Raw genomic sequence first — 14,472 nt, 5'->3', positions numbered from 1 at the left:
GCGTTATTTTAAATCCGCATCGTCAAAGCTAAAGCCCGTATCCGGCATGATGTAGAACCCGGTCAACGCTTTGTTATGGGCTGACACCAGTTTCTCCACCACCAGCGGCACCCACGGCGACTCTTTCCAGATGATGTCCTGCGCGTCCTTGTAGAGGCGAGCTTTCTCCTCCGGTTTGGTGGTTTTCAGCGCGTCAGCAAGGTCTTTGTCCACCTGCGGGTTGCTGTAGAACGCGGTATTGAACAGGGTTGGCGGCCAGTTCTGCGAGGCAAACAGCGGCGACAGCGCCCAGTCGGCTTCACCGGTCGAGGCCGACCAGCCGGTGTAGAACATCCGCACGCCGCTCTCTTTCTGCCCTTTCCCCTCGACCTCTGCCGCACGCTGTCCGGCATCCATGGCGGTAACCTGCGCCTTGATACCCACCTGCGCCAGCTGCTGCTGGGTGAACTGCAGCACCTTCTGCGCGGTACTGTGGTTATGCGACGACCACAGCGTGGTGCTAAAGCCGTTCGGATAGCCCGCCTCTTTCAGCAGCTCGCGCGCTTTGGCCGGATCGTACGGCCACGGCTGATAGCTTTGCGCATACGCGATAGCCGGCGGCAGCACGCCGGTGGCCGGGGTGGCATAGCCCGCAAAAGCGACCTTCACCAGCGCCTGACGGTTAATGGCGTAGTTAATGGCTTCGCGCACCTTCGGGTTATCGAACGGCTTTTGCGTGACGTTCATGCTGATGTAGCGCTGCATGATCGACGGGCTGGCGACCAGCTCCAGCTTGCTGTTTTTCTCCAGAATGGCGGCCTGCTCATACGGAACAGGGAAGGCAAACTGCGCCTCGCCGGTTTGCAGCATCGCCGCACGGGTGTTGTTGTCCACCACTGGGCGCCAGGTGATGGTGTCCAGCTTCGGCAGCCCTTTTTGCCAGTATCCCGCGTATTTTTTCACCTTCACAAAATCGGTCTGATTCCAGGTGACCAGCTCATACGGGCCGGTACCGACCGGGTGGAAGCCGATCTCCTTGCCGTATTTCTTCAGCGCGGCAGGGGATATCATCGCCGTCGCCGGATGCGCCAGAATATTGATAAACGCGGAGAACGGCTCTTTCAGGGTAATTTTTACCGTCGCCGGGTCGACCACCTCAGTTTTGGCGATGTTTTTATAGAGGTTATAACGCTTGAGGCTGTTTTCAGGATTGCTGGCGCGATCGAGGTTAACCTTCACCGCGTCTGCATTAAAGTCGGTGCCGTCCTGGAACTTCACCCCGGTTTTGAGCTTAATGGTGTACACCAGCCCGTCATCCGAAACGGTGTACCCCTCCGCCAGCACGTTTTTAAGCTTCATCTCTTTATCCAGGCCAAACAGGCCCTGGTAGAACGATTTCGCCACCGCCTGTGAGAGCGTGTCGTTAGCATCATACGGATCCAGCGTGGTGAAGTTAGAGCCGACGGCGACCACCACATCTTTGGCAGCGAACGCGGGGGCAGCGGCCAGGGCTGCCGTCACGCTCGCGGCTAACAACCATCTACGCGCTACAAATGTAACCATTGTGTTCTCCTGCCTGTTGAAAGTTATAACCGCGAAAAAGCATTGTCCTGACGCGGGGGAGCCACGAAATGACCCGGCCCGACCTCACGCAACGCCACGCGCTCCACGGCCTCGCCGCGTTTACGAATATTGCTCGGCATTTCATCCTGCAGCAGCACGCGCTGGCCGTGACGATGCGCCGGATCGGCGACCGGGACCGCCGCGATGAGCTTGCGGGTATACGGGTGCTGTGGGTTCTCGAACACCGCTCTTCGCGGACCGATTTCCACAATTTGCCCCATAAACATCACCGCCACGCGATGGCTGATGCGCTCAACCACCGCCATGTCGTGCGAGATAAACAGGAAGGCGATCCCCATATCCCGCTGTAAATCCAGCAGCAGATTGATGATTTGCGCCCGGATAGAGACATCCAGCGCCGAGACGGACTCATCCGCAATCACCACTTTCGGGTTCAGCGCCAGCGCGCGGGCGATGCAGATACGCTGCCGCTGCCCGCCGGAAAACTCGTGCGGATAACGCCAGGCATGTTCCGGCTTCAGGCCAACGCGCTCCAGCAGCCAGGCCACGCGACGCTGCGCCGCCTCGCCGTCGAGCAGGTTATGCACCCGCAGCGGCTCCATGATCGAATACCCCACCGTATGGCGCGGATCGAGGGAGGCATACGGATCCTGGAAAATAAACTGAATATCCCGCCGCACCGCCTGCAGCCTGCTGTCCGGAAGAGTATCAATGCGCTCGCCGTTAAAGGTAATGCTGCCCTCCTGAGAGGCCACCAGACGGAGCAACGCGCGCCCGGTCGTGGATTTACCGCAGCCGGACTCCCCCACCAGCGCCAGCGTTTCGCCCGGCCACAGATCGAAGCTGACGTTTTCCACCGCGTGCACTTCGCGCTTTACGCGGTTCAGTACACCGCTGCGCAGCGGAAAACGCGTGACCAGATTGCGCACTTCCAGAATGGGCTTGCCCGGCACCACGGTGTCCTGCTCGCGTTCCTCCTCCTGCGGCTCAGACGCCGCCAGGGAAATCAGCGGAAAACGACGCGGCAGATCGCTGCCGTTCATCGCCCCAAGACGCGGGACCGCCGCCAGCAGCGCTTTGGTGTAGGGATGCGCGGGCGCGTGAAAAATCTGCTCAACCGTGCCGGTTTCGACCGCGCTGCCCTTGTGCATCACCAGTACCCGATCGGCGATATCGGCGACCACGCCCATATCGTGGGTGATAAAGATCACCCCCATCTCCATCTCCTGCTGCAGCACGTTGATGAGCTGCAGGATCTGCGCCTGAATCGTCACGTCCAGCGCCGTCGTCGGTTCATCGGCAATCAGCACCGCGGGACGGCACGAGAGCGCCATGGCGATCATCACCCGCTGGCGCATGCCGCCGGAAAGCTGATGCGGATAGCGGCCCAGAATGGCCTGCGCCTCCGGAATGCGTACCAGCTCCAGCATGCGTCTGGCTTCCCTGAGCGCCTCATCGCCGCTCAGCCCCTGATGCAGGCGAATGGACTCGGCAATTTGTTCCCCGACCGGGAACACCGGGTTCAGGGAGGTCATCGGCTCCTGGAAGATCATCGCAATATCCGCCCCACGCACGCCCTGCATCTGCGCGCCGCTCAGCTCATTTAAATCAATGACCTGGCGGTTACGGCGGCGCAGCAGCATTTTCTCGCTGCTGATTTGACCGCCCATCTGTTCCAGCAGGCGCATCAGCGCCAGCGCGGTGACCGATTTCCCGGAACCGGACTCGCCAACAATCGCCAGCGTCTCGCCGCGCCTGAGCGTGAACGATAAATTCTGTACTGCGGGGATGAACTGCCGCTCTTCCTGAAACGCAATATTCAGCTGATGGACAGCCAGCACTTCACGGTTGTCCAGCTCTTCACTGTGCGGCACGCGCTGCCCCCTTATTCACGATAAATCCCCGTGCTCGGCTCATCGCCGGCATAGCCCCAGGCACGGTACATGCCTTCGCTGTTGAACGGCAGGGCCACGTTGCCCTCACGATCCACCGCAATGAGTCCGCCGATGCCGCCCAGGGCAGGTAATTTTTCCATCACCACGCGCTCGCAGGCCTCGCTCAGGCTTAAGCCGCCGTAATCCATCAGCGCGGTAATGTCATAGGCCGCGAGAGCGCGGATAAACACTTCTCCGGTGCCGGTACACGACACCGCCGCCGTCGCGTTATTGGCATAGCAACCCGCGCCAGGCAGCGGGCTATCACCCACGCGTCCGGGCAGCTTGTTGGTCATCCCGCCCGTGGAAGTTGCCGCCGCGAGGTTGCCGGCTTTATCCAGCGCCACCGCGCCCACCGTGCCCATTTTGCTGCGCTCATCCAGCGGCGCAGTATGGTCAAGCTGCGTCATGCCCGCCGAACGGGCGTCCAGCAGTTGCTGATAGCGGGCTTCCGTGGAAAACAGGTCAGGCGAGACCGGCTCCATTCCGTGTTCGAAGGCAAACCTCTCCGCCCCCGCGCCCGTCAGCAGCACGTGCGGGCTCTCTTCAATCACCAGACGCGCGGCCAGCACCGGGTTACGCAGGTGGCTGACGCCTGCCACGGCCCCCGCTTTCAGGGTGATACCGTCCATAACGCAGGCATCCAGCTCGTGCGTTTCATCCCGGGTAAAGACCGAACCGATCCCCGCATTAAATAACGGGCACTCTTCCAGCAGACGCACCGCCTCGGTGACCACATCCAGCGCGCTCTCGCCCGCTTCCAGCATTTTCTGGCCCGTTTCGACAATGGCGTACAGCGCGTCGATGTAGCGTTTTTCCTGCTCAGAAGTGAGCTGTGCACGGGTGATTGCCCCGGCCCCGCCATGAATTGCGATTACCGCCTTAACCATTCGCATTACCCGTTAGCCTGTTTTGCGGCTTTTTCTATAAATATCATTATCGTCGACGAAACTTCAGATGATTTTTGAATATAGAAAGACGTAACAGTGATGTAAAGCGTGCACCCTTCGGTCATACAGTTAGCCGCACTTTTCTGCCATAATGGACGCTTTCGTTGTTACTCCGCAGGAGCCCACCATGGATTTTACCGCCGGACTGATGCCGCTTGAGACGGCACTCACGCAGATGCTTGACCGAGTTTCCCCGCTGCATGACGTTGAGACGCTTCCCCTCGTGCGCTGTTTTGGCCGTATTGCCGCGCGCGATATCGTCTCTCCGCTTAACGTGCCGGGGTTTGATAACTCCGCGATGGACGGTTACGCGGTACGCCAGGCGGATCTCCAGACGGGTAACGCCCTGCCGGTGGCGGGTAAAGCCTTTGCGGGTCAGCCGTTTAGCGGCGAATGGCCTGCAGGCACCTGCGTGCGCATCATGACCGGCGCACCGGTACCGCCAGGCTGCGACGCCGTGGTGATGCAGGAAGAGACCGAACAGACCGATGACGGCGTGCGTTTTACCGCGAGCGTCAAAGCGGGCCAGAACATCCGTCGCACGGGCGAAGACATTACCCTCGGCGCGACGGTCTTTGCCGCCGGGCAAAAGCTGACGGTGGCGGAGCTGCCGGTGCTGGCGTCGCTCGGCATCGCGGACATCGATGTAATCCGTAAAGTGCGCGTCGCCGTTTTCTCCACCGGCGACGAGCTGCAGCTTCCGGGCCAGCCGCTGCAGGACGGCCAGATTTACGACACCAACCGCCTGGCGGTACACCTGATGCTGGAGCAGCTGGGCTGCGAGGTGATTAACCTCGGCATCATTCCAGACGATCCGGAAAAACTGCGCGCGGCGTTTATCGAGGCGGATAAATCCGCCGACGTGGTCATCAGCTCCGGCGGCGTCTCCGTGGGCGAAGCGGATTACACCAAAACCCTTCTTGAAGAGTTGGGTGAAATCGCCTTCTGGAAGCTGGCGATCAAGCCGGGCAAGCCGTTCGCGTTTGGCAAGCTTTCACACAGCTGGTTCTGCGGCCTGCCGGGCAACCCGGTCTCGGCGGCACTCACCTTCTACCAGCTGGCGATCCCGCTGCTGGCGAAGCTTTCCGGCAACAAGGCCAGCCCGCTGCCGGAACGCGTGCGCGTGCGTGCCGCCACGCGGTTGAAAAAATCACCGGGCCGTCTCGATTTCCAGCGCGGCATTCTGACCCGCGGTGCGGACGGCGAGCTTGAAGTACGCACTACCGGACATCAGGGCTCGCACATTTTCAGCTCCTTCAGTCTGGGCAACTGCTTCATCGTGCTGGAGCGCGAGCGCGGCAACGTGGAAGCCGGAGAATGGGTTGAGGTCGAGCGCTTTAACCACCTGTTCGGAGGCTGACATGACGGTGGAGCTGAGCGACCAGGAGATGATGCGCTACAATCGCCAGATTGTGCTGCGCGGGTTTGACTTCGAGGGTCAGGAAGCGCTCAAGGCGGCCAGCGTGCTGGTCGTCGGGCTGGGCGGGCTGGGCTGCGCCGCCGCGCAGTACCTTGCCGCGGCGGGCGTGGGAAGCATGACGCTGCTGGATTTCGATACCGTGTCGGTCTCCAACCTGCAGCGCCAGACGCTGCACAGCGACGCGACGGTGGGCCAGCCGAAAGTGGAATCCGCCAGGGCTGCGCTGGCGCGCATCAACCCCCACGTTCAGTTCACGCTGATTGACGCAATGCTGGATGACGACGCGCTCTCCGCGCAGATTGCCCGGCACGACCTGGTCCTGGACTGCACTGATAACGTCACCGTCCGTAATCAGCTCAATGCGGGCTGTTTTGCTCACAAAACCCCGCTGGTCTCCGGCGCGGCGATCCGCATGGAGGGGCAAATCAGCGTCTTCACGTACGCCGAGGGTGAACCCTGCTACCGCTGCCTGAGCCGTCTGTTTGGCGAGAATGCGCTGACCTGCGTTGAGGCGGGCGTGATGGCGCCACTCGTCGGCGTGATTGGTTCATTGCAGGCAATGGAAGCGATCAAGGTGCTGGCGCATTACGGCACGCCCGCCGCGGGGAAAATCGTGATGTATGACGCGATGACCTGCCAGTTCCGCGAGATGAAGCTGATGCGTAACCCGGGGTGTGAGGTTTGCGGAGGGTAAACCCTGCTGCGGCCTGATGCCCTCACCCCGACCCTCTCCCACAGGGAGAGGGAGAAAATCGTAGGCCGGGTAAGCGCCAGCGCCACCTGGCAACCGCGTCAGATAGACGTCCGTCCAAACGCCCCCTGCCAGTCCTGCTCAAACTTCACAATCGCCGCATCCACAGCCGGAGAGGTAATAAACTGCTGCGCCACGTCCAGCGGGAGCGTGATGGACTCGCACCCTGCCAGCAGGCAGTCCAGCGCCTGACGCGGGGTTTTAAAGCTCGCGGCCAGCACTTTTGACTGCGGGGCATGCAGCGTCAGCAGCTGCTGTAATTCCACCACGGTCTGGATCCCGTCCCCGCCCTGCGCGTCCACGCGGTTAACGTAAGGCGCCACATACTCCGCCCCCGCCAGCGCGGACAGCATCCCCTGCGCGGCACCGTATACCGCCGTACCCAGCGTCGGGATCCCTTCCGCTTTCAGCATCTTGATCGCCGCCAGCCCTTCTGCGGTCACCGGCACTTTCACCACCAGATCGTTAATGATGGCGCGCAGCTTACGCGCGTCTTCCACCATCCCTTCGGCGGTGGTCGCCATCACCTGCGCGAACAGACGGCCTTTACCGCCCAGCGCGTCGTGCAGCGCGGGCAGCAGTTCGTCGAGCGGCGTTTTACCGGCCGCAACGATGCTTGGGTTGGTGGTCACCCCCGCCAGCGGGAAGATACGCGCCAGCTTTTTGACTGCCGCAACGTCAGATGTGTCGAGATAAAGTTCCATGATGTCACCCTCAAAATTAGCCTGCACTTACCCTATCACGACAAAACCTGCTCAAGAGTTGACCTGCATCAAGATAACTTTCATTCGAAAGTCATTTAATCTTCGTATGCAAGATGAGAGGCAAAAACATGATCTTCAATATTCAGCGTTACTCTACCCACGATGGCCCCGGTATCCGTACCGTGGTGTTCCTGAAAGGCTGCTCGCTGGGCTGTCGCTGATGCCAGAACCCGGAAAGCCGCTCCCGCACGCGGGACGTGCTGTTTGATGCGCGTCTGTGCCTGGACGGCTGCGACCTGTGTCAGCAGGCGGCACCGGGCTGTATCGAACGTGCGCTGAACGGGATGGTCATTCATCGTGAGAAATTAAGTCAAGAGACGCTTAATGCCCTCACCGACTGCTGCCCGACGCAGGCGCTGACCGTCTGCGGTGAAGAACGGCAGGTCGAGGAGATCATGGCGACCGTACTGCGCGACAAACCCTTCTACGACCGCAGCGGCGGCGGGATCACCCTCTCCGGCGGCGAACCGTTTATGAACCCGGAGCTGGCGCAGGCCCTGTTTCAAGCCAGCCATGACCAGGGGATCCACACCGCCGTCGAAACCTGCCTTCACGTGCCGTGGCACTATATTGAGCCGTCATTACCGTATGTCGATCTGTTCCTCGCCGACCTGAAGCACGTCGACGGTGACGTGTTCAAGCAGTGGACGGACGGTTCGGCTAAGCGCATCCTGGACAACCTGAAACGCCTGGCCGCCGCCGGGAAAAAGATCACCATCCGCGTGCCGCTGATCCAGGGCTTCAACGCGGATGAAGCCTCCATCACCGCCATCACCAACTTCGCTGCCGATGAGCTCGGCGTCGACGATATTCATTTTCTGCCGTATCACACGCTGGGCATGAACAAATACACCCTGCTCGGCCAACCCTACTCTGCCCCTGACAAACCGCTGGATAACCCTGCCTTGCTGGACTTCGCGCAGCAGTACGCCTGCCAGAAAGGGTTAACCGCGACCTTACGAGGATAAACTTATGACAACCCTGAATCTCAACACCCTCAGCGAGCGCATTAAGACGCACAAAACGGCGCTGGTGCATATCGTTAAGCCGCCGGTCTGCACCGAGCGCGCGCAGCATTACACCGAAATGTACCAGCAGCACATGGACAAGCCGATCCCGGTCCGTCGCGCCCTGGCGCTGGCCCATCACCTGGCCGAGCGTACCATCTGGATCAAACACGACGAGCTGATTATCGGTAACCAGGCCAGCGAAGTGCGCGCCGCACCGATCTTCCCGGAATACACCGTCTCCTGGATTGAGAAAGAGATTGACGACCTGGCGGACCGTCCGGGCGCGGGCTTTGCGGTGAGTGAAGAGAACAAGCGTGTGCTGCATGAGATCTGCCCGTGGTGGCGCGGCCAGACGGTGCAGGACCGCTGCTATGGCATGTTCACCGACGAGCAGAAAGGCCTGCTGGAAACCGGCATCATCAAAGCCGAAGGCAACATGACCTCCGGCGACGCGCACCTGGCGGTGAACTTCCCGCTGGTGCTGGAGAAAGGTCTCGGCGGCCTGCGCGCCAAAGTGGCCGAGCGCCGCTCGCGCATCAACCTGACGGTGCTGGAAGACCTGCACGGCGATCAGTTCCTGAAGGCAATTGATATCGTGCTGGAAGCGGTGAGCCTGCACATCAAACGCTTCGCCGATCTGGCGCGCGAGATGGCCTCCACCGAAACCCGCGAAAGCCGCCGCGATGAGCTGCTGGCGATGGCAGAAAACTGCGACGTGATTGCTCACGAGCCGCCAAAAACCTTCTGGCAGGCGCTGCAGCTGTGCTACTTCATTCAGCTGATCCTGCAGATTGAGTCCAACGGCCACTCCGTCTCCTTCGCGCGTATGGACCAGTATCTCTATCCGTACTACCGCCGGGACGTGGAGCTGAACCAGAGCCTGGATCGCGAACACGCCATTGAGCTGCTGCACAGCTGCTGGCTGAAATTGCTTGAAGTGAATAAGATCCGCTCCGGCTCGCACTCCAAAGCCTCCGCCGGCAGCCCGCTGTACCAGAACGTCACCATCGGCGGCCAGAAGCTGGTCAACGGCGAGCCGATGGACGCGGTGAACCCGCTCTCCTACGCGATTCTGGAATCCTGCGGCCGTCTGCGCTCCACCCAGCCGAACCTGAGCGTGCGTTACCACGCGGGCATGAGCAACGACTTCCTCGACGCCTGCGTGCAGGTGATCCGCTGCGGCTTCGGGATGCCCGCGTTCAACAACGACGAAATCGTGATCCCGGAATTCATCAAGCTCGGCGTTGAACGAGACGACGCCTACGACTACGCGGCCATCGGCTGTATCGAAACCGCGGTGGGCGGCAAGTGGGGCTATCGCTGCACCGGCATGAGCTTTATCAACTTCGCCCGCGTGATGCTGGCCGCGCTGGAAGGCGGCCGCGATGCCACCAGCGGCAAGGTATTCCTGCCACAGGAGAAAGCGCTCTCTGCCGGTAACTTCGACAATTTCGACGAGGTGATGGCGGCCTGGGATAGCCAGATCCGCTACTACACCCGCAAATCCATCGAAATTGAGTACGTGGTGGACACCATGCTGGAAGAGAACGTCCACGATATTCTCTGCTCGGCGCTGGTGGACGACTGCATCGAGCGCGCGAAAAGCATCAAGCAGGGCGGCGCGAAGTATGACTGGGTGTCCGGCCTGCAGGTGGGGATCGCCAACCTCGGCAACAGCCTGGCAGCGGTGAAGAAGCTGGTGTTCGAACAGGGCGTCATTGGCCAGCAGCAGCTGGCGGCGGCGCTGGCGGATGACTTCGACGGGCTGACCCACGAGCAGCTGCGTCAACGTCTGATCAATGGCGCACCGAAGTACGGTAACGATGACGACAGCGTGGATATGCTGCTGACCCGCGCCTATCAGACCTACATTGAAGAGCTGAAGCAATACCATAACCCGCGCTACGGCCGCGGCCCGATTGGCGGTAACTACTACGCAGGCACCTCCTCGATTTCCGCGAACGTGCCGTTTGGCGCGGCGACGATGGCCACCCCGGACGGACGTAAGGCGCACACGCCGCTGGCGGAAGGGGCAAGCCCGGCTTCCGGTACCGACCACCTGGGTCCAACGGCGGTCATCGGTTCCGTGGGTAAACTGCCTACCGAGGCGATTCTCGGCGGTGTGCTGCTGAACCAGAAGCTGAACCCGTCAACGCTGGAAAACGACAGCGATCGCCAGAAGCTGATGGTGCTGCTGCGCACCTTCTTCGAGGTACATAAGGGCTGGCATATTCAGTACAACATTGTCTCCCGCGACACGCTGCTGGAGGCGAAGAAACACCCTGACCAGTATCGTGACCTCGTGGTGCGCGTCGCAGGTTACTCGGCGTTCTTCACCGCCCTGTCGCCGGATGCGCAGGACGATATTATCGCCCGTACTGAACATACGCTGTAAGAAAAACGCCCGGTGGCGCTGCGCTTACCGGGCCTACAGAGTCTCCCCGTAGGCCGGGTAAGGCGAAGCCGCCACCCGGCTTTCTGACTTTCATTCGAAATTAAATTTGTGCTCCCCGTCACCTTGTTATTAGAATGTTTCAAAACGCAGTGACCCAGGAGCACAGTATGACCGTTAAAGTTATCGTCACCGATATGGACGGAACTTTTCTTGATGATGCCAAGCAGTACGATCGTGACCGCTTCCAGGCACAGTTTGAACAGCTTAAAGCCCGCGACATTGAATTCGTTGTCGCCAGCGGCAACCAGTATTACCAGCTCATCTCCTTTTTTCCGGAGCTCAAAGATCGGATCTCCTTCGTGGCGGAAAACGGCGCGCTGGTGTTCGATCGCGGGGAGCAGATTTTTCACGGTGAGCTGACCCGCCATGAATCGCAGATCGTGATTGGCGAACTGCTGAAAGATAAAGGGCTGAACTTCGTGGCCTGCGGGCTGAAGAGCGCGTACGTCAGCGATAAAGCCCCGGACGCGTTCGTGGCGCTGATGTCAAAGCACTACCACCGCTTAAAGCGCATTAGCGATTACCGCGACATTGACGACGTGCTGTTTAAGTTCTCCCTGAACCTGCCGGACAGCGATATCCCCAATCTGGTGGATAAGCTGCACGTCTCGCTGGACGGCATCATGAAGCCGGTCACCAGCGGCTTTGGCTTTGTCGATTTGATTATCCCCGGCCTGCACAAAGCTAACGGCATCAGCCGTCTGCTGAAGCGCTGGAAAATCTCCCCGCAAGAGTGCGTGGCGATTGGCGACAGCGGCAACGATGCCGAGATGCTGAAGCTGGTGAAATATTCCTTTGCGATGGGTAACGCGGCAGAGAGCATCAAAGAAATCAGCCGCTACAGCACCGATGACAACAACCATCAGGGCGCGCTGAACGTCATTCAGGCCGTGCTCGACAACCATTCCCCGTTCGACGCCTGATCCTTTCTTCGCCGGAGCCTGGCTCCGGCCTCTCACTCTTTTTCCGTCCTGTGGCGCACGTCAAGTTTTTAAACTTGCATTAACTTATTTTTAACTTAAAGTATCACTTGTAGACACTTTTACTTTCGAATGAAAGATGCGAGGCAGTTATGACCTTTACCAGTGAAACCTTGCCGGCGGATCACAAAGCGGCAATCCGTCAGTTGAAACGTGAGTTACGCGCGCAGATCGGCGACGTGCAGGCGGTGTTCAACAAGCTCAGCGATAGCATTGCCACCCGCGTGGCGGAAATTAACGCGCTTAAAAATAAAGGTGAATCCGTCTGGCCGGTGATCCCGTTTGCCGATGTAAAAAACGGCACGATTACCGACACGCAGCGCGACGCCGTTAAACGCCGCGGCTGCGCGGTGATTAAAGGTCACTTCCCGCGCGAGCAGGCGCTGGCGTGGGATCAGTCGATGCTCGACTACCTCGATCTGAACAAGTTTGACGAGGTGTACAAAGGGCCAGGCGATAACTTCTTTGGCACCCTGACCGCTTCCCGTCCGGAGATTTACCCGATCTACTGGTCGCAGGCGCAGATGCAGGCGCGTCAGAGCGAAGAGATGGCGCAGGTGCAGTCGTTCCTGAACCGTTTATGGACGTTCGAGAGCAACGGCAAGCAGTGGTTTGACCCGGACGTGAGCGTGATTTACCCGGATCGTATTCGCCGCCGTCCGCCGGGAACCACCTCGAAAGGGCTGGGCGCGCATACCGACTCCGGTGCGCTGGAGCGCTGGCTGCTGCCGGCCTATCAGCAGGTCTTTGCCCGCGTGTTTGACGGCAACGTCGAGAAATACGATCCGTGGAACGCCGCGCACCGTACCGAAGTGGAAGAGTATACCGTCGATAACACCACCAAATGCTCGGTGTTCCGCACCTTCCAGGGCTGGACCGCGCTGTCGGACATGATCCCTGGCCAGGGGCTGCTGCACGTGGTGACGATCCCGGAAGCGATGGCGTACATTCTGCTGCGTCCGTTGCTGGACGACGTGCCGGAAGACGAGCTGTGCGGCGTGGCGCCGGGGCGCGTGCTGCCGATTTCCGAGAAGTGGCACCCGCTGCTCATCGAGGCGCTGACCAGCATTCCGGCGCTGGACGCGGGCGATTCGGTGTGGTGGCACTGCGATGTGATCCACTCCGTCGCGCCGGTGGACAATCAGCAGGGCTGGGGCAACGTGATGTATATCCCCGCCGCACCGATGTGCGAGAAAAACCTCGCCTACGCGAAGAAGGTCAAGGAAGCGCTGGAGACCGGCGCATCGCCGGGGGATTTCCCACGCGAAGATTATGAAAAGAGCTGGCAGGACCGCTTTACCGTGAACGATCTCAACATCCACGGCAAGCGCGCGCTGGGCATGGTCTAACTGTCATACAGCCCTTCCCGCTCAACGGCGGTGCGTCGTTTTCCCTGACGTATCCGCCGTACCGATTCCCGCACGGTCAGCGTGCCGTTAAGCAGTAACGTCCCCACCGGCGCGTCCGGGCGCATGAGCCGCTGCTGGAGCATGTGTACCGCTTCCGTTCCCAGCTCGTCGCGGGGAACATGCACGGCAGTGAGCGGCACATCCTGGATCGCCGCCAGGTTAAACCCGTCAATACTCATCACCGAGACGTCCTGCGGCACGCGCAGGCCGTGGTTTTGTAATGCGCTGATGGTCCCCGCCGCCATAAAATCGCCACCGACCAGGAACGCGGTTGGCAAATCCTTGCCCTGCATTTCGCTGAGCCAGGCGCTGACCACCTGTTCCGTTTCGCGCGCGCTGAAGCTGGGCACCACCAGCAGATCGCGCCTGTCGTTGAACGCCAGGTTGTGAGACTGCCACGCGTCACGGATCCCTGACAGACGCAGCTCCATGGTGTAGCGACGCAGGCACAGCACGTTCATCACCTCACGGTGCCCCATCTCGAACAGGTATTCCGCCGCCCGCTCGCCAATGGCGCGGTGATCCGGCGCAACGGCAGGCAGACGCATGTGCCGGTCGCGGCAGTTAATCAACATGCAGGGCTTACCCACGTCCACCGCCAGATCGTGGATATGCGGGTCGTCGATACCGAGAAGAATGGCGGCCTGCGTGTCCGACTCGTTCATCCGCGCCAGAAACAGCTGGGCGTCGCTGTCGTTCTCTTCCAGCGCGCAGTAGCGCAGGCGCACATCGTGGGATGCCAGGCCTTTACTCACGCTCTGGATCACGCGGTAGTAAAAGATGTCGGACCGCTCGTCGAAGGCGCGCTGAGGAGCAAAAACCACCAGGCTATTGAGCAGCAGCCGTCCCGCCGCCATGCCCTCCATCACGCCCAGCTCCCGCGCGCACGCCAGCACCTTTGCGCGCGCTTTTTCACTGGTATTCGCTTTCCCCGCCAGCACGCGTGACACGGTGCTGATCGAGAGCTGCGTGCGGGCAGCGATTTCGGTGATTTTTAGCCTTTTGTCCATTTTGTGATCTGGCTCCATTTGCGAAATGAAAAAATTTTCATAGCGTGTTTGTCAGGCAATAACTGACATCAATACCATCCTGCCATAGTGTTTACGTCAGTTATGAGAAATTTTGCACAAAATAGACTATTGCCCGCTCATTTTCTCCCTTAAGGTGAACCTGTCACACAACTTCCATACTAGTTGTATACCAACTTAAGCAGTTTAAACGGATAGAAATCAAAGG

Annotated in this window: 10 protein-coding genes and 1 pseudogene; 6 read left to right on the top strand and 5 right to left on the bottom strand. The window is 60.1% G+C overall.

Going from position 1 to position 14,472, the window contains the following annotated elements:
* Positions 1-3 precede the first annotated feature (3 nt).
* The 3 genes from gsiB to iaaA are packed head-to-tail and all read right to left on the bottom strand — an operon-like array spanning position 4 to position 4,387.
* On the bottom strand, positions 4-1,542 hold the full coding sequence (gene gsiB, locus ACMGGU_RS05045) for a glutathione ABC transporter substrate-binding protein GsiB (RefSeq protein WP_023292928.1): 1,539 nt from the start codon (positions 1,540-1,542) through the stop codon (positions 4-6).
* A gap of 23 nt (positions 1,543-1,565) precedes the next feature.
* On the bottom strand, positions 1,566-3,437 hold the full coding sequence (gene gsiA / locus ACMGGU_RS05040; RefSeq protein WP_420300299.1) for a glutathione ABC transporter ATP-binding protein GsiA: 1,872 nt from the start codon (positions 3,435-3,437) through the stop codon (positions 1,566-1,568).
* An 11-nt stretch (positions 3,438-3,448) separates the two neighbouring features.
* Entirely contained in the window at positions 3,449-4,387 is a 939-nt protein-coding gene (iaaA, locus tag ACMGGU_RS05035) for a beta-aspartyl-peptidase (protein ID WP_420300298.1), read from the bottom strand.
* Between the two features lie 187 nt (positions 4,388-4,574).
* Here iaaA and moeA point away from each other — a divergent pair, with 187 nt between their 5' ends.
* Positions 4,575-5,807, top strand: a complete 1,233-nt coding sequence (gene moeA, locus ACMGGU_RS05030) for a molybdopterin molybdotransferase MoeA (RefSeq protein ID WP_111967020.1) — start codon at positions 4,575-4,577, stop codon at positions 5,805-5,807.
* A gap of 1 nt (position 5,808) precedes the next feature.
* Positions 5,809-6,561 (top strand): molybdopterin-synthase adenylyltransferase MoeB, encoded by a 753-nt coding sequence (moeB, locus tag ACMGGU_RS05025; protein WP_420300297.1) that lies wholly within the window; start codon positions 5,809-5,811, stop codon positions 6,559-6,561.
* Between the two features lie 98 nt (positions 6,562-6,659).
* Here moeB and fsa read toward each other — a convergent pair whose 3' ends face one another.
* Complete coding sequence (fsa, locus tag ACMGGU_RS05020; protein ID WP_023326972.1) at positions 6,660-7,322, bottom strand: fructose-6-phosphate aldolase; 663 nt, start codon at positions 7,320-7,322, stop codon at positions 6,660-6,662.
* Between the two features lie 128 nt (positions 7,323-7,450).
* On the opposite strand from fsa, the pseudogene ACMGGU_RS05015 reads away from it, so the two are divergent.
* The 4 genes and pseudogenes from ACMGGU_RS05015 to ACMGGU_RS05000 all read left to right on the top strand — a co-directional run bounded on the left by ACMGGU_RS05015 (position 7,451) and on the right by ACMGGU_RS05000 (position 13,176).
* Positions 7,451-8,350, top strand: a pseudogene (locus ACMGGU_RS05015) (glycyl-radical enzyme activating protein).
* Between the two features lie 4 nt (positions 8,351-8,354).
* Entirely contained in the window at positions 8,355-10,787 is a 2,433-nt protein-coding gene (locus ACMGGU_RS05010; RefSeq protein ID WP_420300296.1) for a formate C-acetyltransferase/glycerol dehydratase family glycyl radical enzyme, read from the top strand.
* Between the two features lie 167 nt (positions 10,788-10,954).
* The gene (locus ACMGGU_RS05005) at positions 10,955-11,770 is read left to right on the top strand and encodes a Cof-type HAD-IIB family hydrolase (protein WP_420300295.1); all 816 of its coding nucleotides are present in this window, start codon (positions 10,955-10,957) and stop codon (positions 11,768-11,770) included.
* 149 nt (positions 11,771-11,919) lie between these two features.
* Complete coding sequence (locus tag ACMGGU_RS05000) at positions 11,920-13,176, top strand: DUF1479 domain-containing protein (RefSeq protein WP_420300294.1); 1,257 nt, start codon at positions 11,920-11,922, stop codon at positions 13,174-13,176.
* On the opposite strand, the gene ACMGGU_RS04995 is transcribed toward ACMGGU_RS05000, so the two are convergent.
* Positions 13,173-14,246, bottom strand: coding sequence for a LacI family DNA-binding transcriptional regulator (locus tag ACMGGU_RS04995; protein ID WP_045909412.1), 1,074 nt, complete (start codon positions 14,244-14,246; stop codon positions 13,173-13,175). The genes ACMGGU_RS05000 and ACMGGU_RS04995 overlap by 4 nt on opposite strands.
* Positions 14,247-14,472: the final 226 nt, after the last annotated feature.

The sequence above is a fragment of the Enterobacter sp. BNK-8 genome, assembly GCF_048685095.1.
In the GTDB taxonomy this organism is placed as follows: Bacteria; Pseudomonadota; Gammaproteobacteria; order Enterobacterales; family Enterobacteriaceae; genus Enterobacter; species Enterobacter quasiroggenkampii.
The sequence above is the reverse complement of the archived record's forward strand: the minus strand, read 5'-3'. Positions and strand labels throughout refer to the sequence as shown.